Raw genomic sequence first — 23,807 nt, 5'->3', positions numbered from 1 at the left:
GGGATTTTCACTTGCGAACCTGAGGAGGCATAAGCAAAACACTGTTTTGCCCGACGCAAGACAAGAGCTATGCTCGCAGTTAGCAGTGCAATTTTTTAACGGTTCTCATCCCCAACCAACACCAAAAACTCGTCCTCACCCACTACTTTCACGCCCAGCTTTTCCGCTTTGGCCAGTTTAGAGCCAGCTTTATCCCCTGCTAGTAGCGCAGTCGTTTTGGCTGAGATGCTTCCTGAGACTTTTGCGCCTAACGCTTGCAGTTTGGCCTTGGCCTCATCACGTGCCATTTTTTCAAGCGCACCCGTAATCACCCACGTCTGCCCATCAAGTGGCAAGTCTCCAGCCGCTTTTTGCTCGACCTTATCCCAATAGACACCTGCTTCAAGCAATGAATTAATCACTTCAATATTATGCGGCGCACGGAAGAACTCGTAAGCCAGTTCGGCAGTAATAGTGCCAACGTCAGGGGTTTTAATTAGAGTTTCGATACTGGCTGCCATTAGGCTATCGAGATCCTTAAATTGCTGAGCAAAGTTTTGCGCCGTGCCCTCACCCACACCGCGAATGCCAAGCGCATAAATAAAGCGTGCGAGCGTAGTATGTTTGCTGGCTTCGATAGCGCTAATGATGTTTTGTACTGACTTTTCACCCAATTTTTCTAGCGTGACAAGCTCGTCCGTATGATTGTGCAATTGATAGATATCAGCGACAGTTTTGACTAAACCATGCTCAAAGAAGCTAATGAGCCAACTCGCACCAAGCCCATCGATATCCATGGCACGACGCGACACAAAATGAATCAACGCTTCTTGCTGCTGCGCGGGACAAAATAGGCCACCAGTACAGCGTGCCAATGCTTCGTCTTCCGGCAGCACCACAGGAGAGTCGCAGACAGGACAGGTAGACGGTAGCGTCACTGGTGTTGAATCTGCTGAGCGCTGGTCGTGCCAAACGCGTGTGACTTTGGGGATGACATCGCCAGCACGATGGACGCTGACCATGTCGCCTGCACGCACATCTAAACGCTGAATCTCACCAAAGTTATGTAGAGTGACATTACTGACGGTGACGCCGCCGACTTTGACAGGTTCGAGCTTACCGACTGGTGTGATTTGTCCAGTACGTCCAACTTGCCATTCGATATCGTTTAGACGTGTCATGACCGTTTCGGCAGGGAATTTATAAGCAGTCGCCCAGCGCGGTTCACGTGATAAAAATCCTAGCTGCTGCTGCAATGACAGATTATTTACCTTAATTACCATGCCATCGATTTCAAATGGCAAATCGGCACGAGCTTCAATCACAGACTCATAGTAAGTCTGTGCCGCGCGTGGGTTTGCGACCACTTCTACCGCACTGACGGTAAAGCCAATGGTTTTTAGCCATGCCAAGCCTGCTGACTGCGTTTCGATGGTCTCAGGCAGTCCTTGATTGATAGAGTAAGCATAGAATGCGAGTGGACGACTGGCTGCCACACTGGGATCGAGCTGACGCAGGCTACCAGCAGCGGCGTTACGTGGATTGGCAAAGGTTTTGTTTTCGCTCTCTTCTGCTAGGCGGTTGAGACGATCAAAACCTGCCTTGGGCATCAGTACTTCACCGCGCACTTCTAGCAACTCGATGTCAGCAGCATCCGCAAGCCAAAGTGGCAAGTTGCGAATAGTCTTGGTATTTTGGGTAATATCTTCACCCGTCTGCCCATCACCGCGCGTGACAGCTTGTACAAACTTGCCATGCTCATATTTTAGCGACACGGCCAATCCATCGAGTTTTAACTCCATCTCATACTCAGGGTTTTTTTGCGCATCATTTAGACGGTCGTTGACGCGGCGCATAAACGTATGTAATTCGTCATAGTCAAAGACGTTGCCCAGTGACAGCATCGGAATATCATGCGTGACTTGGGTAAAGGCAGATAACGGCATATCACCGACTTGATTGATGGGGCTGTCTGGCTGTATCAGCTCTGGATGTGACTCTTCTAACGCGACTAATGAGCGACGCAACTGATCGTATTCACTGTCTTCTAAGATAGGATTGTCGAGTACATAATAAACATAGTTGTGTGTTTTAATGGCGTCGATAAGTGTGCGCATTTGGGCAACGATTTGCGCAGTTGTTTTTTGATTGGTTGCTGATTGAGCAGCGGTCGATAAGATAGGATCAGTCATAGTCGGTGTCTTTTTTTTGTCATTCAAGATGCCGATATGATAACAAGTTTGCAGGATACTCGGTATAGTCAATCCCATATAAATCAGATACTGTGTCAGGCTCGCTCAGTCTACTAGGTGTAGTACTTTCACTCGGCTTCCTTGTATCGAAAATATTTGGAATCAACTATATCTTGAACCGACTCTAGCATTTTGCAGAAATGAACGCACATTAAAAAAGGCAAATAACGTCAATCGCTATTTGCCTTTTATATGACTTCTAATATTAACCAGCTCTTACTTTCCGTAACCTTTAGCCTTCAAGCTTCTAACCTTCATAATCGCGTACTTGATTACGTAGCTGCTGCTTGTATTCAGAGGTGATTGGTTCGTTCTCTTCATCCAGCATAATCGCGTCCAAATCACTGGCCATCATATAGGCAATGCTCATCATGCTATCGAAGCTACGCAGGGCTTGCGGATGCGGTAAAGATAAGAATACCACCACGCCATGATAGGTATTGGTCGCCACACTATGCGGATCAAAAGGCGCGATACCACTATCGGTGATGCCCATCATGCTAAACCAGAGCATGCCTGTGCCGTCTTTTTTCTCATAGCGATGGAACATATTCATCGCGCCATAGCGTAGACCGTATTTATCAATTAGCTTCAATAAATCACGACCACGGATAATCGCGGTTGGACGATCACGATATTGGTGCGGCAGGATGGTGATGTTGATATTGTCTTTAGCATTAATCAATGGACCATTTTGCGCTTCGTCAACAGGCTCTGATAAATGCTGATCGAGAATCGGGCTGTTATTATCAAAACTTGGCTCTTCTACCGTATCAATCGATGGCATCAGACTGTCTGTCGCCGACATCAAGCTAGAAAATGCATCAGGCTCTTGCTCGGCATTTATCTGCTCAGATGCTGCTGCAAATTCAGTATTCTGCTGCTCATCCTGCCAGCGTTCATAACTGTCATCTTCAACCATGTCTCTGTGATCGTCATTTAACTCACTGATGATATCGTTGTGTCCAGCCGTCAGCTGTGCATCGACATTCACATCGAAATGGGCATGCGGTTGAGTCAACGTCTCTTCTTCGACGACCGCATTGAGATAGCTGCGATCCGGCGCAATACTGGTCTCACCTGCGACGGTGTCATCAAAATCTGGCTGATCCACGAGATTACGCTCATGTCGCGGTATGATGGGAATACCGTTTTTATCATAGTTGACCGCCATCGCTTCAGCGCTGTTGCGGCGCTTAAAACTACGAATGACCATAAACAGCCCTGCAAGCATGATAAATGCGGCAATGGCGATCAATATAAACTGAATAGCGGTCATGAGAAATACATCCTAATATATGACAAAAGGGAATACACAAGAGGCGACAAATGGCAATAGTCTAGCATGGCTAATTAAGCTCGTCACCATATAGTCATCGTTTACCGTCAGCCCGACATACTTGCGTAACGTTACCACCTCAACTTCAACTATACCACTAGCAGAGGCATGCCAGTTATAGTTGAATTTAAATAATTTGAGCTACTCGGTAATATAACGCTCAGCTTCATCTAACGAGACACTGACTAATGTAGAGACCCCTGCACTTGGCATCGTAATGCCCTTTAACTCATCGGCAATCTGCATCGTCAGTTTATTATGACTGATAAAGATAAACTGTAAGTCATCCGCGAGCTCATGAATCAAACTGGTAAAACGTTCGACGTTGGCATCATCAAGCGGTGCATCCACTTCATCGAGCACACAGAACGGTGCGGGATGCTGCTTAAATATCGCAAAAATCAAGCTCAGCGCGGTGAGCGTTTTTTCACCACCTGACAGTACAGCTAGGCGACTATTACGCTTGCCCTTTGGCTGTGCCATTAAGGTAAGCCCTGCTCGCCACTGCTCTGATTTTGGCGCATTAACGGGCATATCGTCAGTATTGAGCGTTAAACTGGCTTGACCACCGCCGAATACTTTGGCAAATAAATTGGCAAGCTCAGTATTAACGGCATCTAGCGTCTGCATAAACAGGGTCTTGGTGGTCTCATCAATAGACTCAATCGCTGCCGTCAATGTCTGCATACTCGCCGCAATATCTGCTGTCTGCTTCGCCAATGGCTCTAGACGTTCATTGACCTCAGCCAACTCTGCCACTGCGGCGAGATTAACTGGACCGATTTTGCTAAGCTGCTGCTCAAGCGTGGCGCGTTCAGACTCTAATTCAGCGATTTTATCTGGACGCACACGGCGATCATGAGCGATAAAATCCGCGAGCAAGTTTGAGACGCTCATCACTTGTTGCTGATGCTGCGGGTGCTGTGTTGAATGCGACTCCGATTTATATTTATGGCTCACCTTATAGTACGCTTCTAAAGCGTCATGAGTATGAGTGCTCGCATCGTCCAAACGTGCCATGCTTAGTGCCAACTCAGTAGCATGATTTGCAAGCTTACCCTGCTGAACTTGTAGCGTATTTTGCACGCTATCCAACGCTGTCTGCTGCTGAGCATAGTCTTGCTTTAGCGCAGCCAATGCCGTATCACGCTCGGTCAATAGTACCTGCTGCTTGTCTCGTGCTGTTTGCGCCGTCTGTAATGCTGCTTGCAAGCTTGGTAGCTTATCCTGCTGCTTCTGATGACTCGCTTTTAGCTGCTGCTCGCTCTGTAGCGATTGGTCATATTGCGCAGTTGCTCGTGCAAGGCTACTGACACTATGTTCCAAACGCATCTCGCTCTGTTGGATACGCAGCTGCAATGCTTGCCATGCATCATCATCGGCTTGACGCGCGCGATTTAGCTCACTGCGCTCAGCCTGTAACTGCTGACTGGTCGCACGAGCATCAGATATTTTCGGCGTTAGCGCTACTATCTGACTTTGAATATCTTGCTGCTCATCACTGAGCGCTTGTCCCTCTTGTTCTAACTCTTGTTGCTCTCGCTCAAGGGCAGATTTGTCCGCCATAAGACGCTGGCTGTCTGCTTGTAAGCGCTCAGCATTGGCACGCTGAGTCGTTAACTGCTGCTGATATTTATGTTTATCACGGGTGAGCTGATCCGCTTGTGCACGCGTTTCTTCTAGATTGACTGTTAACGCATCATAGTCGCGTTGATTCTTTGCAATGGTCTTTTGCGTTTCTTGTATTTTGGTTTCAAACTCATCTAGCAAATCTTCTAGGGCTTGCAAACGACTACGCTGCTGCAATCGCTGTGTTAAAAACTGACTATTACTCTCACCATGACCATCTTGCTCACCTGTAAACTTACTCAGATTAATCGTACCCTGACGACTGATGAGCCAACCGTCAGTTGTTAACAAAATAGCTGACGATGGCAACGCTTTTAAGATACTAGCAAAGTCTTCAAGAGTCTGCTGACTGGTTGCTTCTGTTTGAGCAATATACAAGTAGCACTGCTGCCAAAGCGCCAATACTGGCTGCTTAATCAGCTGTGATAATGGCAAGACTTTATCAATTAAGCTGTCTGGAAAATGGTTGATAAATGGCTTTGTAGTTCCTTGATTCTTAGCAGGTAACCACAAGCTATGACCGTTCTCTACTGAAGACTGAGCTTCTGTATTAGATTGCTCATTTTGTGCTGTTTGATAAGTAATGATATCCGATAGGTCATGCTCAAGTACTTGCCATAAGCTGTTCGCTTTCTCAATATCACTGCTCACATCATCAACGTTTTGCTGATTAGATTGGTTAGAGAACAGTACATGACTATCTAGCCATAATGCCAAGACACTATCGAGTAGCGCGGCGTGCTGTTGCCCTTTTTCACTCAGCTCAATCTGCTCACGTAAGGTGGTAATAGCCAATTCGTTATAGCGATTGACGACATTGCTTTCCGAACTAGCTTCTAGATTACCCACTGTAGAGACAGAGGCTTGCTGTTGATTTTGCAGCGTAGGTTTTGGATGCAATATCTGATGCAGGGTATCATACTCACTGGCCAATACCGCGTGTCGCTTCTCATGCTCACTCAACTCACGCTGCTGCGTATTCAAGCGCTGCTGTAAATCATGCGCTTGCGGTTGTAGTTCCGACAGACGCTCATCGACGCTGTCTTGTTGGCGCTCTATCTGCTGCAACTGTTTATTCAGCTCTGCAACTTGTGTCTCTAACGTCTGCTGTAGGTTTTGTGCATCCGTTGGCGCTTGTTCATCAGAGCGTTTATCAAATTCTTTATCAAAACCCTTATTATTGCTAGAGGCTGATAATGACTGCTGTAATTGCTGCCATAGATTTTGCCAGTTTTGCTGGCGGCGCTGCCATTTGTCATGGTTCTGTTGATGGCGTTTATGCGCTTGGCTATTAATGGCTTGCTGCTGTTCAAGCATTCGCGAATTATCTTGCAAGCGTGATAGCTGGTTCTGCGCGTCATGCCATGCACGTTGTAACGGTTGCTCATTGCGTTTATGCGCGTCACGTTTACCCGTCAACTCACTGAGCTGTGGACGCAAATCTGCCAAGATAGCCTGCTGTTCGGCTTGCTCGGCTTTCAATCGATCAATCTCACCCACTGCTTGCGCGCGCTGCTGATCCAAGCTTGCGAGTTGCTGCTCTATCACAGTCAATTGTGACTTGGCATCGCTCAGCGCGTGCTCAGCTTGTTGATAGCCGAGCTGCTGCTGATAATGAGCACTTTGAGCATCATCCTTGAGCCATTGCTCTTGGTTAATATGCGTGGCGAGCTTATCTTGTTGGGCTTTTAGCGTCTCATAGTCGGCTTGCAATGTAGCAACTTCGGCAGTGCTGCGCTCATGGGCGATTTTTTGCTGTTGCTGAGTATGCTTGGCTTGATACAACTGCTGAATAGCCAGTTGCTGCTTGATATCAGCAAGGGTCAAGGCCAGCTCTTCATAACGCTGCGCACTGGCAGCTTGCTTCGACAAGCGCTTTTGTTGGCTGACTAGCTCACTTTGCATGTCATGCAGACGTGCTAGATTTTCTTGTGTTTTCTCTAGTTTCTTTTGCGTTTCTTCGCGGCGTGCTTGATAACGAGACACCCCTGCGGCCTCTTCAATAAACTCACGCAGCTGCATGGGGCTAGATTCGACAATACGCCCAATCATACCTTGCTCAATCACCGCATAACTACGCGCTCCCAGTCCTGTGCCCAAAAACACATCGACCACATCACGACGACGACAACGTGTACCATTGATAAAGTAATCCGAGCGTCCATCCTTATTTACCTGACGACGAACGGACAGCTCTTGGTACAGGTTAAACTCATGGCGAATGCCGGTATGCGCATCTTGCGTATGCTCAAATGTCAGTTCGACACTGGCGACACTTTTGGCAGCCTTGTCTTGCGTACCAGCAAAAATGACATCGCTCATCGCGCCGCCGCGTAACTGCTTGGCAGAGGTCTCACCCAGCACCCAGCGAATGGCATCAATCACATTGGATTTGCCACAGCCGTTCGGCCCGACAATGGCAGTGATACCATGACGGAAGGTAAAAGTCGTTGGATTGGCAAAGGATTTGAAGCCTGCCAGTTTTAGGGATTTTAGACGCATGAAGAATCAGCAAACTTAGCAAAAACAGGCGGCTATTCTACCTGAAATTGTGGTGGGTTTTTAGGGTTAAACAGCTAACTGCATAAACGATTTTGATTCAAGGCTCTTGTGGAACCCCTGCAGCAGTTTTTGCTCCACTTGGCAGGTGTCATTTTCTGCTAAATATCGATTGTTAAACTCAATAAGAGCGGACCAAGAGATACTTGCCACTTCTAAATGCTCGACTATCTCTAACAGCTCTGTTCTTAGTAGATGCTGATACTTCCTCGGTCTTTTATGACACAACGCCAGCTCTCGGTCTACGAGCGTTTGCTTGTTTTGCTTTAGCGCGTCACCACCGATAAATAATAGTAGAAACTTTGTACCCTGCTCAATAAAGCCTTTTTCTAATAAATGCTCATACATTAGGCAGTACTTTAGGATTTGGTCTGGGTTTTTCTGACCAGCGAGCTTTAACTCATTTGCTACCAGCACGTTCGCTTGATGGTTATAGGCTAAGTTATCCATATACATCGCTTTTAGCTCTGTACTGTTTTCAAACATGCCGCTGTTGCCGTGTGTCGACCATGATCTATTGGGCTCAAAGCTCATAAACTGCTGATAAAATAAATCGAGATAAACATCACTACATAAACTTAAAAAGATATCGAATTCTTTGTTTAGATAATCTTCAGAAAAAAACGTTACTCGGCGAACGGCCTCTCTCGCATTACAGATGCCTGTCGTTTGTGTTGAGTAAGTCTCTAGCTGCTCAGATTCACTCATTTTTAGATTGAGATTTTTGATAACCGATTGTTCAATTTCTTCTACATTTTTACCTGCAAGCTCAGGATGGGTTGCCCATTCAATGATTTGGCGCACATATTGCTTTTTACTAACCCCAAGAATGCGCTGTGGCTCCCACGCCAAAAACTCTACCATATTAGAGAGGCTATTCGTCCATGATATCTGGTCTTTTAGATGACTCATTGAGCCGAAAACACGGCGGTATTTTTCTGCAGCTTTCATACTAATCATGTCTCATGGTTTACATACTAGCTTTATAAAGGTTTGTCATTGCTATAGTCATTCCACTATAAAGTATGACAGCGTTAACCTCGCTTGAAGTATCACATATAAGTCTACACTCGGTTGCCTTGTACTACTTTTAAATTGAATCGACTATACAACATGTCACGTTTATCTAAGATATTTAAAGCCTGTCAGCTTTAGGGGTTTTAGGCGTATAAAGGATCAATAAATGTAGCAAAAATAGGCGGCTATTCTACCTGAAATTGGGGTATTTGTGGCTATCATAGACGATACCGAAACTCTCTAAGATCATAATCTTCCGAAAGTAATCAATGGAGAATAGCAAAGGAAATAAGGCTATTTCTAAGAAGTGACTATTTGCGTATATTCATCAGCATATCGTTTAACAACTTTTAATAGGTTTTCAGCTTCTCTATCAAATGCTTCTTTAATAACCTCACACTGTCCGGAACTACCAGAAAATAATTCGATATATAATTTAACGAGTTGTTTAGAAAATTTTTCGTAGTCCTCTTCTAACAAAGGAAAATGAAGCATGACTAAAGTATCAACTTCAGCCATTAACATCATGAATGTCTCCATCGTAAAATTTAGGCTTTCATTTCTTGAACGATAATATACGCCTTCATAAGCCATATAAGCTAGGCGATACAGCTTAATAATTAATTGCTCATACTTTTCACGTGTGAAGACTTTCACTTCCTTATTATGCTCTAACTTTAATTTATCAATATCATGCTTATGTATTTGTTTATTCGTTATATAAGGAAGTAATCCACCAATAAGAACACCTAAGAGACTAGCTATTACTGTAAACATTTTTAACTCCTTATATGATAATAAAAATTAAAAACGATTGGTTTCTTACAACACCCCAATCCCACTCAACAACAACTGCCCGCCAGCAAACACTAACAACACGCCAAACGCACGTTTAAGCATCAACGCAGGCAATACATGAGCGAGCTTGGCACCGACTTTTGCCATCGCAAAGCTAGCGACTGAGATGCATAAAAATCCCGTGATATGGACAAACCCTATCGTGCCCTCAGGTAGGTTGACCACATCTTGACCGAACCATGCAAATCCTGCCGCGCCAGCCAATGCAATCGGTAGACCGCAAGCCGCTGAGGTGCCGACCGATTGTTTCATCGGTAGCCCCGCCCAGTTTAAAAACGGCACGGTCAAACTACCACCGCCAATTCCAAAGATAGACGATGCCATACCAATACCTGTACCAGCACCAAATTGTATGCCAGCAGAGGGTAATGGCTTGCCTAACTGTTCTTTGTTAGAGAAAAATAGCATTTTTATCGCTACTAAGAGCGCGCCGATACCGATAATGGCTTGTAGTACCTTGCCGTCAATCATGTCCGCAACACCCGCGCCCACAAGACTACCGACGACCAAACCCAATGCCATTTTTCGCCATACTTCCCAGCGCACACCGCCGCGCTTATTATGTGCAGTAAGCGAGCTAATCGAGGTCACAACGATGGTCGCCAGTGACGTACCAATGGCCAAATGTGTCACTACTTCTGGCGAAAAATCATATGCGGTAAAAATCCATACCAATGCGGGTACGATAATCATGCCGCCGCCAACGCCAAACAATCCAGCGCTGACACCTGCGAACGCCCCTGCAATCACAAACCACACATATAGCATCATCGAATTAGCCTTTTATCTTGCTTGTATTTTGAACGGTATTTTTATCTTACTGATTTGCCTGTTTATGCACTTAGTGGCATCTTCTTAATTGCATTTGCCAAATCACACCCCAATCTTTATGCTGTCTGTTCGCGAAAACCGTCCAGTATATCAAAGATTATCCCAGCGACATTACTCAAGTAGAATAAACTTATGCCGATACTTAATCAATCATCTCACTCTGCGCCTGAGTCATTAACACTTGAGCATTTACCTGAGCTGAATCATCGCCATCTTACCAGTAGCGCGTCTACGAATAGCGAACTAATAGCGGATGTACAGAACGGCACATTGAATGCGGCCGAGATGCACCTGCTAACGGCTGAAACCCAAAGCGCTGGTCGCGGACAACACGGGCGCTCATGGCAATCACCGCGTGGCAATGTCTACCTGTCTCTCTATCATCCTGTTCACATACCTGTTAGTGGCTTATTGTCACTAATCATCGGTGTTGAACTGGCAAAAATGCCCGTCATCCAAATGCTAAATGAGCAATTACAAATGCAAGGACTGACGCCAATCGGCGTGAAGTGGGCAAATGATTTGGGCTTTTACCAAAGTCAAAATCAAAGCCAGAATCAGCCTCAAAACCAATCTGCCTTAGATAGCACTGATGTGCATAATACGGAATTAGACCATCAGACGCTGCCGTTTAATAAACTTGCTGGGATTCTGATTGAACCCGTATCGCAAGCAGGCAAACTGGTTGGCGTGGTCATAGGTGTCGGCCTCAATGTCCAAGCCACTCCCACGCTAACTGCGCAAACCTCTGAAGGCATGAGTTATCAAGCGATTAGCTTACAAGATATTGCTGAGACACTACAGCCAAAAGCGCAGGCTGCCAGTCTACCGAGCTTACGTGTGCTTTATCAGCAAATGAGTAAAGCATTGATGGCGGCGATGACGCGCTTTGAGCACCTAAGTATAGAAAAACCAACGGGACATCGTTATTATCTGGACAGCTTTTTGAAGCAGTTTGATTCGATGGATGCACTGAGCGAACTGCGATTACGTGTGACCCAAGAGCATAACGGTCAAACCAATATACTCACGGGCCACGCTTGTGGTATCGATACACATGGATGTTTGCAATTGCGCCAAGATAACGGTAAGATTTCTGCACTTTTCACCGGACGCATTGACGTTATTCAAACGACTTAATCGTTTAATCAACGAGCACTAAAGTGCAGTAACTATCAGGATAGGATATTGATAATTGCTTCACTGTATATAAAGGGAATTTTATGCTCTGGCTTGATCTTGGAAATACCCGCCTGAAATACTGGCTCACCGATGATATCGGTCAGATAGTCACACATGATGCCAAACAACATTTGCAAGCACCAGCCGAATTGCTGATGGGTCTGACGGATCGCTTTGAGCGTTTTGCTCCTGACTTTATTGGTATCTCATCTGTACTAGGTAACGAGCTGAATGCCAAGGTATCAGAGACCTTAAGCCGTCTAAATATTCCGTTTGAATTCGTCCATGTCGACGCAGCTCACACACTCATGAAAAGTAACTATAACGATGAGCAGCTAGGCTGTGATCGCTGGCTACAAATGCTAGGTGCAGTCGATAAGAAAAAGCGTCAATGTGTGATTGGTTGCGGTACAGCAGTGACCATTGATTTGATCGATCACGCTGAGCATTTGGGTGGTTATATTTTCCCCAGTATCTACCTGCAACGTGAGTCATTGTTTTCTGGTACCAAGCAAATCACCATCTCTAATGGTACTTTCGACAGTGTCGGCCAAGGTGTGACCACACAAGATGCGGTACATCGCGGCATACTATTATCAATCGTCGGTGCGATTAATGAGATTAGCCATCGTCATCCCAACTTTGAAGTCATCATGACGGGTGGTGATGCAGCCATTATCTCGCAGCACGTCAATCGCCCTGTACGTCTGCGTGATGATTTATTATTAAATGGTCTGGCACGATATTTTGATCATAGTAAATAATTGAAGTGTGTTGTCGTATTTTATAAAGTTAGAATAGAAAAAGCAGTACGTCTTAGGCGTACTGCTTTTTTTGCTTTAAAGAGAATGGTTATGGTGCTGTAAATACAATCGGTATATCAACCCTACCTTCTACAGCCTTTCCTTCTCTCAAAAAAGGCTTCAATCGAGCTTTGTACAGTTCATTAATAGCCATTTTATCTACCCTTTCTACACCACTACTCTCAATCACTTTTACATTTTTGATACTGCCTTGCTTATCAACGCGCAATGACAAAACCATTTTTAAATCCGTTCTATCACAAGGCTTTATAGCAGCCCCATTTTCGTCATAGGAACAATGAATTAAATATCTATCCATAGAAATATGACGAATAGCACGATCGAATTTCGGCGGTCTTCGCCAACTTGCTTCACTATTAGCAAACTTAATAACAGGCTCAGGACTAGACAAATCAACCAACTCTGCCTGTACAGTCGTTATGCTTGCTGTCATCGTAAACAATCCAAATATAGTGACTAATAGGCTATAAATACCGATAGATTTTATATTACTGAGAAAGAGAGAAGCTGTATCGTTGGAAGCTATGTGATTAAGAGCGAACTTGGTATATCGTTTACGAATCATTATAAAAGTCTTTTATTTCAGTCATTAAAAAGTGCCACGCTATGAAAGACATAACGTAGCACATTTTTAGTTTTAAAGTGAACATAATTCGATAAAAATTAACTAATTATTTATACCTATTAGGATTATTTGGTCTCGTTAAACAACTCACGACCGACTAGCATACGGCGAATTTCGCTGGTACCCGCGCCAATCTCGTATAGCTTGGCATCGCGCCAGTAGCGACCAAGTGGATACTCGTTGGTGTAGCCATTACCGCCAAATATTTGAATGCCCTCGCCTGCCATCCAAGTGGCTTTTTCGGCACACCATAGAATCACACTGGCGCAATCTTTACGCACTTCTCGACTATGACCGGCACCACGCGCGTCCAACATATCGAGGTTTTTGCCGACGGTATATAAGAAGCTGCGACCTGCTTGCAGTATGGTATACATATCTGCCACTTTACCTTGGATAAGCTGGAACTCACCGATGGCTTGACCAAACTGTTTACGGTCATGGATATAAGGTACGACATTGTCCATCACGGCTTGCATGATACCGATAGGACCTGCAGCCAATACGGCGCGCTCATAATCTAGGCCACTCATCAATACCTTAACGCCTTCATTGAGACCACCCAAGATATTTTCACTTGGTACGGTCACATTGTTAAAGGTCATCTCGCCCGTATGACTACCACGCATGCCGAGCTTATCGAGTTTTTGCGCTGTGCCGAAACCTTCCATGCCTTTTTCAACGATAAAAGCGGTCATGCCTTTACCGCCTAGCTCTGGATTGGTCTTCGCGTAGACTACCATCACATCCGCATCTGGGCCATTGGTAATCCACATTTTAGTGCCATTCAACACATAGCTGCCGTCTTTCTCTTCGGCTCTGAGCTTCATGCTAACAACGTCTGAGCCAGCACCAGTCTCACTCATTGCCAGTGCACCGATGAACTCCCCGCTGACCAGCTTTGGTAAGTACTTTTGTTTTTGTGCTTCACTACCATTACGTTTAATTTGGTTGATGCACAGATTAGAGTGCGCACCATAGCTCAATGCTACCGATGCCGAAGCACGGCTAATCTCTTCCATCGCGACCATGTGTGCGACGTAGCCCATGTTAGAGCCGCCGTACTCTTCAGGAACGGTAATACCATGTAGACCAATATCACCCATCTTCTGCCACAGATCCATGGGGAACTCATCGCTGCTATCAATCTCGGCAGCACGTGGGGCGATTTCATTGGTTGCAAACTGCTGTACCATATCGCGTAGGGCATCAATATCTTCGCCAAGCTGAAAATTCAATCCAGGTAAACTCATAACCATTCCTTGTGTTTTGATATTTTTAAATTTCGAATTTCAATCTGTTTTTTAAAACCACTGTAACTGTATTTATAATGTCATTTTTGAAGTCGTAGTCAATTCAATGTGAAAGTATGACAAGGCAACCGAGTGTCGATGTATATTGAATACTTCAAGCGAGGTTAACGCTATCAGGCTTTTATAGTGGATTGACGATACTAATTAAGACTGGCGTTTATTGATAATGGCACGTGCCACATTTGAGCCATTTGGACGCTTTAAAAACTCACTGATACGCTCACCTGCCACGACCAATTTATCCAAATCAATACCTGTGCTGATACCCATACCATGCAGCATATACACCACATCTTCGGTTGCCACATTACCCGTTGCGCCTTTAGCATAAGGACAGCCGCCAAGACCAGCCACTGAGGTATCAAACTCACTAACACCCATTTGTAGTGCGGCTAGCGTATTGCTCAATGCTTGACCATAAGTGTCATGAAAATGACCCGATAGCATAGAGATATCAGCATATTCAAGAGCTGCCTGCAGGGCTCGTTGTACTTTGATCGGCGTACCAACACCAATAGTATCAGCAATGCCAATTTGCTCAGCACCAATCTCAACCAATCGTTTGGTGACGTAAGCCACTTGGCTAGGATCAATCTCGCCTTCATACGGACAGCCGACTGTACAAGAGATAACGCCGCGTACTTTGATGCCTTGCGCTTTTGCAGCCGCTGCCACTGGTGCAAAACGCTCGATACTCTCATCGATACTACAATTGATATTTTTTTGACTAAAGGTTTCGCTGGCTGAGCCGAAAATAACGATTTCGTCAGGACGGTGCAAAATGGCATTTTCAAAACCGCGCATATTGGGCACTAGGACTGAGTAGCAAATATCTTTCTGCCGTGTCGGCGCTAGCGCGTCAAGTAGCTCGCTATTATCGCCCATTTGTGGCACCCACTTTGGCGAGACAAAGCTTGTTGCTTCTAGCTTTTTGACACCTGCCGCAATCAGATCATTGATAAGCGTTTGCTTAACCTCAGTCGGTACCGTCGTTGACTCGTTTTGAAGTCCATCACGCGGGCTGACATCAACGATGGTGACGTGTTTTGGGTATGCATTTTTCATACTTATCATCCTTTTTAATGCTCGCCTTTCTGTGAGGCTTTTTTATTAGGCTTGGTCAGCTATTCGCTCTCAGTATTTTCACCAGTATCAATGCGTAATAACTCGTCACCATCAGCGACCAAATCACCTGCTGCAAATAGCAATTCTGCCACAACCCCATCCGTCGGCGCAGTAATAGTATGCTCAATCTTCATCGCTTCGATGACTGCTAACGGCTCGCCTTTTTTCACAGTATCGCCAACCGCCACTTTAAAGGCCACTACTTGACCTGGCATCGGTGACTTTAAACTACCGACCGCTGCGGACTCTTCGCCTACGTGCGCCATGATATCAACAAGCGTAATTTCGTCACGGCCACTGTCTGTGAACACATAAACGGTCTCATTATGCACCCAGCTTTGCGCACTAGTACGTGCACCATCCAACCATAACGTATGATTATTTTCGTCACTGCTAACATAGCTCACTTGACCTTCATAAACTGTTTCGGTCTGAGCAGCTACGTTAACATTGCCATTATCCTGCGTATTCGCGACTTCTTTTTCAATAACAAGCGTAAAGCTGCTGAGATTATCGCCGCCCTTTTTACTATCAGAACAATTCGCATTATGCCAATTGCTCAGGCGGGCAGTATAAGCACTCTCATCATAAACCAAGCTGAATGAGCGAGTGTAATCGTTATAAGCACGGAAGCCAGTAGGTTTGCTAAATGGATCGATATCTGACTCTTGCGTCGCCATCTCACTCGCAAGCTGACGAGTAATGGCGGTCACAACCAGCGTCGATAAAGCTAAAGGCTGCTGATTAAAAATCGCATCACGCTCGTGCTCAATCAATGCCGTATCGAGATTGGCTTTGCTAAAAGACGCCGTATTCAAAATATAGCGCAAAAATGCCGCGTTATTCGGCAAACCCACGATACGCGTTTGGGCAAGTGCTCGATCGAGCTTGGCTAACGCTTGCTCTCGCGTCGGTGCATGAACGATCAGCTTGGCAATCATAGAGTCATAGAACGGGCTAATCACATCGCCTTCGCGCACGCCATCATCGATACGCACGCCAGTACCGTCTTTATCAATCATAAAGGTGCTGTGTTCAGGTTTTTGATACGTAAATAACGTACCCGTCGCTGGCAAGAAGCTATTGTCAGGATTTTCGGCACAGATACGTGCCTCAATTGCATGACCGTTGATAGTCAGATCATCTTGGGTTTTTGGCAATGGCTGACCTGCCGCAACTAAAAGCTGCCACTCGACCAAATCGACACCAGTAATGGCTTCACTGACTGGATGCTCAACCTGCAACCGCGTATTCATCTCCATGAAATAAAAATTCATAGCGTCTTCACGCTGCTCAACGATAAACTCGACCGTGCCTGCGCCGACATAATCGACCGCACGAGCCGCTTCAATGGCAGCGGTTCCCATCGCTTCACGCATCGCAATATCAACACCCGGTGCAGGCGCTTCTTCTAATACTTTTTGGTGACGGCGCTGTACGGAACAATCACGCTCAAACAAATGCACATAGTTGCCTTGCGTATCACCAAATACTTGGATTTCGATATGGCGCGGTTTTAAGGCGTATTTTTCAACCAACACTTTATCATCACCAAAGCTGGTAATGGCTTCACGGCGACATGAGTCTAATAAATCCACAAAATCGCTGCTTTTTTCAACGATACGCATACCTTTACCACCGCCACCCGCACTGGCTTTAATCAAGACAGGATAGCCAATAGCGTCGGCTTGCTGCTGCAAAAATTCTGCATCTTGATTGTCACCATGATAGCCCGGTATCAGTGGCACGCCCGCTATCTCCATCAATCGCTTGGACTCAGATTTGCCGCCCATTGCACGGATAGCATCAGCAGATGGACCGATAAAGACCAATCCTGCATCCTGACAAGCTTGCGCAAAATCAGCATTTTCGCTCAAAAACCCATAACCCGGATGAATCGCTTGTGCGCCAGTCTCAAGCGCTATCGCGATAATCGCATCACCTTTTAGATAGCTGTCTTTAGGAGCCGAACCACCCAAATAAATAGCCTCATCACAAACAGCCACATGCTTAGCTTCACGATCCGCATCAGAATAAACAGCGACGGTGCTGACCCCCAGACGCTTGGCAGTCGCGGCTACTCGGCAGGCAATTTCACCACGGTTGGCAATTAGAATTTTAGAAAACATAACTATCCCTGTGTGTTATCGTTTTTATTTGACGTCTTGTCTATTTACTCATTTATCTTTTGTGCATTATTAATCTGCCGTCAACCAATTGGGCTTACGCTTTTGTAAAAAGGCTTGTACGCCCTCTTTACCTTGCTCTGATGAACGAATATCAGCGATGCCTTTTACCGTGTCCGCAATCAGCTTATCAGTGATGGGCGCACCAGCGACGTCGTGTAATAGCTGCTTGCAGGTTTTGACTGCATCAGGGCTATTTTTGACGACTTTTCTACAAAATATAGCGACCTCATCAGCCAGCCATTCTTCGCTAACACGCTCATGGATAAAGCCAAGCTGACGTGCTTTTTTGGCATCAAACACTTCAGCACTTAAGAAATAACGCTGCGATGCTCTAGCACCCAATGCTCGTATAACATAAGGGCTAATCGTTGCAGGGGCTAAGCCCAAACGTACTTCACTGAGGCAGAAGTTTGCAATTTTAACAGCGATGGCCACATCACAGACAGCGACTAGACCCATGCCACCGGCATAAACATCACCTTGAATAGCAGCAACTGTTGGTTTCGGGCACTCATAAATAGTCTTGAGCATCTGTGCTAATTTATCAGCATCTGCTAGGTTTTCCTCATAGCTATAATCCGCCATGGCACGCATCCAATTCAAATCGGCACCTGCGCAGAATGCCTTGCCAGCAGCCGCTAGTACGATGACACGTACCTCATCATCAGCGCCAAGCGTATTGAATGCATCGGTTAGCTCAGCAATCATTTCATCGTTAAAGGCATTACGTATTTCAGGACGATTCAACATCACTGTTGCCACATGCTGTTCGACTTTGACCAATAAGCTTTTATAGTTATTTATATTTTGTTGCATTGTCTTCTCTTTTTTTAGTCACTATCCACTATCTTTACTAATGGATATATTTATTGAGTACCATTAAATACTAAGAACTGGTTGTTGACTACATTCTAAAAACACCAAACGTTGTCTCTTCAATAGGTGCGTTATAGGCAGCGCTTAGTCCTAATGCCAATACATGTCGCGTATCAGCAGGGTCAATCACGCCGTCATCCCATAGACGTGCGGTGGCATAATATGGGTGACCTTGCTTTTCATACATATCGAGAATCGGCGCTTTAAATGCGGCTTCATCATCATCGCTCCATGCCTCGCCTTTACGATCAAAATTGTCACGCTTGACCGTTGCCAAGACCGATGCTGCTTGCTCGCCACCCATCACCGAGATGCGCGCATTTGGCCACATCCATAAGAAGCGCGGGCTATAAGCGCGGCCACACATACCGTAGTTGCCAGCACCGAATGAGCCACCGACAATGACCGTGAATTTTGGCACTTTTGCATTGGCGACTGCCATGACCATTTTGGCACCATGACGGGCAATGCCTTCGTTTTCATATTTGCGACCGACCATAAAACCAGTGATGTTCTGGAGGAATATCAATGGAATTTTGCGCTTACAACACAGCTCAATGAAGTGTGTGCCTTTCTGCGCTGACTCACTGAACAGAATACCGTTGTTGGCGATGATACCGACTGGCATCCCTTCGATATGAGCGAATCCGCAAACCAGCGTCGTGCCAAATCGTGATTTAAATTCATCAAAAGCACTATCATCGACGATACGAGCAATGATTTCTTTGATATCAAATGGCTTACGTTTATCGGTTGGAATGACGCCATATAGTTCTTTGGCATCATAACGTGGTGGACGTGGTTTGATTTGATTGGGCACTTGCTTCGCAGGACGATTTAGATGGCTAACGATGTTGCGTGCAATCGATAACGCATGAGTATCGCTCTGTGCTAAGTGATCGACGACCCCTGACAGACGGGTATGCACATCGCCGCCGCCCAAGTCTTCTGCGGTGACCTCTTCACCCGTTGCTGCTTTTACCAGCGGTGGACCACCCAAAAAGATGGTGCCTTGTTCTTTGACGATAATCGACTCGTCACTCATCGCTGGCACATAAGCCCCGCCAGCCGTACAGCTGCCCATGACCACAGCAATCTGCGGAATACCCGTCGCACTCATATTTGCCTGATTAAAGAAGATGCGACCAAAGTGCTCTTTATCGGGGAATACGTCATCTTGATTGGGTAAATTAGCACCGCCTGAATCAACTAAGTAAACACAAGGCAAGTTATTTTCTTGCGCGATTTCTTGCGCACGCAGATGTTTTTTGACCGTCATTGGATAGTAAGTACCGCCCTTTACCGTGGCATCATTACAAACGATCATACATTCGGTACCATTGATACGACCGATACCCGCAATCACGCCAGCGGCTGGAATCTCTTCGCCATACATATCATGCGCTGCCATCGGTGCCACTTCTAAAAATGGCGTACCCACATCGAGCAAACGCTCAACACGCTCACGGGGCAAGAGTTTGCCACGGGCTAAATGCTTGGCACGTGCACGCTCTGAACCGCCTTGCACGACTTTACGCAGGTGACCATATAAGTCATCGACCACCGCTTGCATTGCGGCACTGTTTTGCTGAAATTCAGCGGCGTTTGGACTCAGTTTACTGGTTATGATAGCGCTCATGACATCCCTTTTCTTTAGTGCGTAAATGCAAGTGGCTTTTTTATTTTATGCTTTATTTTAGCTTTTACTCATATATCTTATTCATAAAATAGCAGATAAGAGTGGTTAAATTTCTACAAACCTAACTCTTCTTTCATTTGTTCAATGATTTTATATTTCTGAATTTTTCCAGTGATAGTCATCGGATATTCAGTGACAAAGCGATAATAAGTCGGCACCTTATAATGGGCAATATGCTCGCTACAGAACTCACGCACTTCCTCTTCCGTCAAGCTGTCTGCTTCTTTAGGAATAATCCAAGCCGCGAGTACTTCACCATACTTTTTATCAGGAATACCGACGATTTGCACATCACGAATCTTTGGATGACGATAAAGGTAGTTTTCGATTTCGACAGGATAAATATTTTCGCCACCGCGAATCACCATGTCTTTACTACGACCAACTATTTTGACATAACCGTCCTCATCCATCGTAGCCAAATCACCCGTATGCATCCAACCATCTTGGATGGCCGCACGGGTTTTAAAACGGCTGCCCCAATAGCCTTTCATCACTGAATAACCGCGTGTGAGTAACTCACCGGTCTCGCCCAAGGCGACAGTCTCACCCGTTTCCGTATTGACGACTTTGACCTCAAGCGCAGGCTGCACTAGGCCAACAGTCGATACTTGCTTATCAAGCGGCGTATGTTCATTGGTCTGGCAAGAGACTGGACTGGTCTCTGTCATACCATACGCAATGGTGACCTCACTCATGTGCATTTCATCGATGACACGGCGCATGACTTCAATCGGACAACTAGAGCCTGCCATGATGCCAGTACGCAAAGTCGATAGATCAAAGTTTTTAAACTCCGGATGGTCAAGCTCAGCGATAAACATTGTTGGCACACCGTGCAGACCTGTACATTTTTCTTCTTCGACCGCTTGCAATACGGTTAATGGCTCAAAGCCATCATTTGGATAAACGATACAGCCGCCATGCGTGAGAATCGCTAAATTGCCAAGCACCATACCAAAACAATGATACAAGGGCACTGGAATGCACAGCTTATCTTCTTCGGTAAGGTTCATGGCCTCACCGATGAAATAGCCGTTGTTAAGAATATTGCGATGGCTTAAGGTTGCCCCTTTTGGCGTACCAGTCGTACCACTGGTGAACTGCACATTGATAGCATCGGTATTGTTTAGCTGGGCTTGACGCTCTGCAACCCGTGGGTCATTGGCATCGCCTTCCACCATCCATGCAGAGAATTTCTGCATAAAGCCAAAGGTTTCCTCAGATGCTGGCTCATCAATCCAAATGATACGCTCAATCGTCGGAATTTCGACCAAATCAAGCTGAGTGTAGTCTTTATGATAAATTTCAGGACACAGTTCACTGATGAGACTGGCATAATCGCTGGTTTTGAAATGACGCATGAGCACAAGCGCTGAGCAACCCAATTTATTCAAGGCATATTGCAGCTCAAAAGTACGATAAGCGGGATTGATATTGACGAGGATAACACCGACTTTTGCCGTCGCTAATTGCATGAGCAACCATTCAGCATTGTTGTGCGACCAGATACCGATGCGATCACCGATTTCTAGCCCCATCTCAATCATACTACTGGCTAGCTGATTGACTTGCTGTTGTAGCTCGCGGTAGGTCCAGCGGATGTTTTGATGGCGAGAAACCAAAGCTTCGCGCTCTGGATACTTAGACACGATAGCATCAAAAAAGTCACCGATAGTCGCCTCAATAAGCGGCACATCAGGACCTTTATCATAGCTTTGGGTAAGCGGTGCATTTGCTGAGCGTGCGCCCATATTAATACTAGGAATGCTATTTAGAATAGTATCAAAATCAATTTGAGTCGCATCAAAATCAGGAGTTTGCGTCATAACGAGTCCTTTCGTTTTACTTTTTATCGTATTGGTCATTTATAGATAGTACGTACTGATAGCCTGTAGACCCGTTACTCTTCCTTGAATAGGTCTTATATAGATTGTCACTACTATACCGTTGTAAACAAACAGCTGTCAATCATAGTAATACAATTCGTATCATTTAATTAAAACTTTATCTTATAAAAGATAGGTACTTCACTAAAACTATCACAAAAATATGGCAAATTGTTGACACAAAAAAGCCAATCATACTATGGCTAGTATGATTGGCTTAGTTATTAGAATTGAGTCTAAAAGCTAACTTCTTAAAATAAACTCAACCTTAAGATCATTAAACTTTAACGATTGGTGGCAACTTGATGGTCAACGTAGCGCTAACGTCATCACTATCATTTAGCAAGTCCATGACCAACTCTTCATCACTTTCTGTCTTGACCTGCCAGTTGCCAGTCGCTTGCGGCACACCTGTTACCATGACAGAGATTGCTTTGTTTTTCAGGCGAATCATTGGTGGCTTATGCTCATAACCGTCATGCTCTAGTCCCAATACATCATCGGCAATGGTAGCAGCCTGAGCGCGTAATGGGGCCACATAACGACACGGCACGCCATCGATAGACATGCAGTCACCAATCGCATAAATATTGGCTGTACTGGTACGCAAGGTTGGCGCATCTACCACGATACCAGTACGGCGATTGAACTCGACACCAGCAGCAGCAGGCAGCTTATCATTGACCGTCAGACCTGTACTGGCAATCACATGATCTACGATGAGCGGTTCAATTGGCTCAACAGTCGTACTGTCTGTCGCTGATCCTAGCGCCTCATAACTGACTTGTAGCTTTCCATCACTGTCGCTACCATTGCTGCTATCACTGATACGAGTAATAGCAGATACTTGACAACCCCCTAAAAAGTTGATTCCTTGCGACTTGACCGCTTGAGCGATACGAGCCGTCGCTTGTGGTGGTAGCATTTGTGATAGTGGCGCATCGTTTAAATCAATGAGCGTCACCTGATGACCTGCTTTGAGTAAGTCTTCTGCAATCTCCGTCCCAACCATACCTGCACCGACGATAGCAACGTGCTGGCTACCTGTTGCTAGCTTTTCTTGCAACTGTCCAAAACGCTCAATATGATTGACGTGCCATACCAAATCCTCTGGCAAGCTTTTTGGGAAGATAGGATGCGCACCCATCGCCAGTACTAACTTGCCATAACTGATCGTGGCATAATCCGTGTTGGCTGGATCTGAGCGCTGTGCAGAGACTAGCTGCAACTGTTGAGTAGCCGTATCAACATCCGTAACCTGTGTATTGGCAAGTAGCTTAACGTTTGCAGATTCTGCGGCATCAACGCCCGTTGCTCTGACCAAATCTGCTGCACTTTTCTTTTGGCTAATCGCCATCGTCAGCATTGGTTTATGATAGCGATCGCCACTGTCAGCTGTCACCAACGTAATCGGAATATCTTTGTCTTTCGCACGAATGGCATCGATGACATGCCAGCCAGCCAAACCTGCACCAATAATGACGATACCGTTGTTTAATACTTCTGAGTTTTCAGCGCTCATATTAGCTCCAATATAAATAAGAGATTATTTTAGTTGTTAGAATATTGACCGCTATTGTATCAGTAAACAGCCATGCACTCATCTATCCAATAACTCACT

The 23,807-nt window shown here is 45.5% G+C and carries 16 protein-coding genes; 2 read left to right on the top strand and 14 right to left on the bottom strand.

The window, feature by feature from the left end; all coding sequences use genetic code 11:
* Positions 1 to 95 precede the first annotated feature (95 nt).
* The 6 genes from ligA to ACZW67_RS00500 form a co-directional block, all read right to left on the bottom strand.
* Positions 96 to 2,171, bottom strand: a complete 2,076-nt coding sequence (ligA, locus tag ACZW67_RS00525) for an NAD-dependent DNA ligase LigA (protein ID WP_465181752.1) — start codon at positions 2,169 to 2,171, stop codon at positions 96 to 98.
* 307 nt (positions 2,172 to 2,478) lie between these two features.
* A complete protein-coding gene (locus tag ACZW67_RS00520; RefSeq protein ID WP_465181751.1) occupies positions 2,479 to 3,510 on the bottom strand; it encodes a cell division protein ZipA in 1,032 nt (343 codons plus the stop codon).
* Between the two features lie 201 nt (positions 3,511 to 3,711).
* Positions 3,712 to 7,701 carry an AAA family ATPase gene (locus ACZW67_RS00515; protein ID WP_465181750.1) on the bottom strand — a complete coding sequence of 1,330 codons (3,990 nt, stop codon included), beginning with the start codon at positions 7,699 to 7,701 and terminating at the stop codon, positions 3,712 to 3,714.
* A 66-nt stretch (positions 7,702 to 7,767) separates the two neighbouring features.
* On the bottom strand, positions 7,768 to 8,709 hold the full coding sequence (locus ACZW67_RS00510; protein ID WP_465181749.1) for a hypothetical protein: 942 nt from the start codon (positions 8,707 to 8,709) through the stop codon (positions 7,768 to 7,770).
* 366 nt (positions 8,710 to 9,075) lie between these two features.
* On the bottom strand, positions 9,076 to 9,552 hold the full coding sequence (locus ACZW67_RS00505; protein WP_465181748.1) for a hypothetical protein: 477 nt from the start codon (positions 9,550 to 9,552) through the stop codon (positions 9,076 to 9,078).
* Positions 9,553 to 9,597: 45 nt separating this feature from the next.
* A complete protein-coding gene (locus tag ACZW67_RS00500) occupies positions 9,598 to 10,401 on the bottom strand; it encodes a sulfite exporter TauE/SafE family protein (RefSeq protein WP_197099899.1) in 804 nt (267 codons plus the stop codon).
* 195 nt (positions 10,402 to 10,596) lie between these two features.
* On the opposite strand from ACZW67_RS00500, the gene ACZW67_RS00495 reads away from it, so the two are divergent.
* Complete coding sequence (locus ACZW67_RS00495) at positions 10,597 to 11,604, top strand: biotin--[acetyl-CoA-carboxylase] ligase (RefSeq protein WP_465181747.1); 1,008 nt, start codon at positions 10,597 to 10,599, stop codon at positions 11,602 to 11,604.
* Positions 11,605 to 11,687: 83 nt separating this feature from the next.
* On the top strand, positions 11,688 to 12,410 hold the full coding sequence (locus tag ACZW67_RS00490; RefSeq protein WP_465181746.1) for a pantothenate kinase: 723 nt from the start codon (positions 11,688 to 11,690) through the stop codon (positions 12,408 to 12,410).
* 88 nt (positions 12,411 to 12,498) lie between these two features.
* Here ACZW67_RS00490 and ACZW67_RS00485 read toward each other — a convergent pair whose 3' ends face one another.
* The 8 genes from ACZW67_RS00485 to ACZW67_RS00450 all read right to left on the bottom strand — a co-directional run bounded on the left by ACZW67_RS00485 (position 12,499) and on the right by ACZW67_RS00450 (position 23,708).
* Positions 12,499 to 13,035, bottom strand: a complete 537-nt coding sequence (locus ACZW67_RS00485; RefSeq protein WP_465181745.1) for an energy transducer TonB — start codon at positions 13,033 to 13,035, stop codon at positions 12,499 to 12,501.
* A gap of 125 nt (positions 13,036 to 13,160) precedes the next feature.
* A complete protein-coding gene (locus ACZW67_RS00480) occupies positions 13,161 to 14,348 on the bottom strand; it encodes an isovaleryl-CoA dehydrogenase (RefSeq protein WP_194363649.1) in 1,188 nt (395 codons plus the stop codon).
* A 204-nt stretch (positions 14,349 to 14,552) separates the two neighbouring features.
* The gene (locus ACZW67_RS00475; RefSeq protein ID WP_465181744.1) at positions 14,553 to 15,473 is read right to left on the bottom strand and encodes a hydroxymethylglutaryl-CoA lyase; all 921 of its coding nucleotides are present in this window, start codon (positions 15,471 to 15,473) and stop codon (positions 14,553 to 14,555) included.
* A 59-nt stretch (positions 15,474 to 15,532) separates the two neighbouring features.
* Positions 15,533 to 17,662, bottom strand: a complete 2,130-nt coding sequence (locus ACZW67_RS00470) for an acetyl/propionyl/methylcrotonyl-CoA carboxylase subunit alpha (RefSeq protein WP_465181743.1) — start codon at positions 17,660 to 17,662, stop codon at positions 15,533 to 15,535.
* A 69-nt stretch (positions 17,663 to 17,731) separates the two neighbouring features.
* Positions 17,732 to 18,538, bottom strand: a complete 807-nt coding sequence (locus ACZW67_RS00465) for an enoyl-CoA hydratase/isomerase family protein (protein ID WP_465181742.1) — start codon at positions 18,536 to 18,538, stop codon at positions 17,732 to 17,734.
* A gap of 88 nt (positions 18,539 to 18,626) precedes the next feature.
* Positions 18,627 to 20,237 (bottom strand): carboxyl transferase domain-containing protein, encoded by a 1,611-nt coding sequence (locus ACZW67_RS00460; RefSeq protein ID WP_465181741.1) that lies wholly within the window; start codon positions 20,235 to 20,237, stop codon positions 18,627 to 18,629.
* Positions 20,238 to 20,350: 113 nt separating this feature from the next.
* The gene (locus ACZW67_RS00455; protein WP_465181740.1) at positions 20,351 to 22,126 is read right to left on the bottom strand and encodes an AMP-binding protein; all 1,776 of its coding nucleotides are present in this window, start codon (positions 22,124 to 22,126) and stop codon (positions 20,351 to 20,353) included.
* Positions 22,127 to 22,463: 337 nt separating this feature from the next.
* Positions 22,464 to 23,708: an FAD-dependent oxidoreductase gene (locus ACZW67_RS00450; RefSeq protein ID WP_465181739.1), complete on the bottom strand. Its 1,245-nt coding sequence runs from the start codon at positions 23,706 to 23,708 to the stop codon at positions 22,464 to 22,466.
* Positions 23,709 to 23,807 lie beyond the last annotated feature (99 nt).

The sequence above is a fragment of the Psychrobacter sp. TPE 89C genome (genome assembly GCF_055522395.1).
This window is presented reverse-complemented; position numbering and strand designations above follow the sequence as displayed.

What these genes read in the sequence shown, in the direction of transcription:
- ACZW67_RS00480 (WP_194363649.1), bottom strand. Translation starts at nt 14,348, where the DNA reads ATGAGTTTACCTGGATTGAATTTTCAGCTTGGCGAAGATATTGATGCC.
- ACZW67_RS00495 (WP_465181747.1), top strand. Translation starts at nt 10,597, where the DNA reads ATGCCGATACTTAATCAATCATCTCACTCTGCGCCTGAGTCATTAACA.
- ligA (WP_465181752.1), bottom strand. Translation starts at nt 2,171, where the DNA reads ATGACTGATCCTATCTTATCGACCGCTGCTCAATCAGCAACCAATCAA.
- ACZW67_RS00455 (WP_465181740.1), bottom strand. Translation starts at nt 22,126, where the DNA reads ATGACGCAAACTCCTGATTTTGATGCGACTCAAATTGATTTTGATACT.
- ACZW67_RS00490 (WP_465181746.1), top strand. Translation starts at nt 11,688, where the DNA reads ATGCTCTGGCTTGATCTTGGAAATACCCGCCTGAAATACTGGCTCACC.
- ACZW67_RS00475 (WP_465181744.1), bottom strand. Translation starts at nt 15,473, where the DNA reads ATGAAAAATGCATACCCAAAACACGTCACCATCGTTGATGTCAGCCCG.
- ACZW67_RS00510 (WP_465181749.1), bottom strand. Translation starts at nt 8,709, where the DNA reads ATGAAAGCTGCAGAAAAATACCGCCGTGTTTTCGGCTCAATGAGTCAT.
- ACZW67_RS00520 (WP_465181751.1), bottom strand. Translation starts at nt 3,510, where the DNA reads ATGACCGCTATTCAGTTTATATTGATCGCCATTGCCGCATTTATCATG.
- ACZW67_RS00465 (WP_465181742.1), bottom strand. Translation starts at nt 18,538, where the DNA reads ATGCAACAAAATATAAATAACTATAAAAGCTTATTGGTCAAAGTCGAA.
- ACZW67_RS00485 (WP_465181745.1), bottom strand. Translation starts at nt 13,035, where the DNA reads ATGATTCGTAAACGATATACCAAGTTCGCTCTTAATCACATAGCTTCC.
- ACZW67_RS00470 (WP_465181743.1), bottom strand. Translation starts at nt 17,662, where the DNA reads ATGTTTTCTAAAATTCTAATTGCCAACCGTGGTGAAATTGCCTGCCGA.
- ACZW67_RS00505 (WP_465181748.1), bottom strand. Translation starts at nt 9,552, where the DNA reads ATGTTTACAGTAATAGCTAGTCTCTTAGGTGTTCTTATTGGTGGATTA.
- ACZW67_RS00515 (WP_465181750.1), bottom strand. Translation starts at nt 7,701, where the DNA reads ATGCGTCTAAAATCCCTAAAACTGGCAGGCTTCAAATCCTTTGCCAAT.
- ACZW67_RS00460 (WP_465181741.1), bottom strand. Translation starts at nt 20,237, where the DNA reads ATGAGCGCTATCATAACCAGTAAACTGAGTCCAAACGCCGCTGAATTT.
- ACZW67_RS00450 (WP_465181739.1), bottom strand. Translation starts at nt 23,708, where the DNA reads ATGAGCGCTGAAAACTCAGAAGTATTAAACAACGGTATCGTCATTATT.
- ACZW67_RS00500 (WP_197099899.1), bottom strand. Translation starts at nt 10,401, where the DNA reads ATGCTATATGTGTGGTTTGTGATTGCAGGGGCGTTCGCAGGTGTCAGC.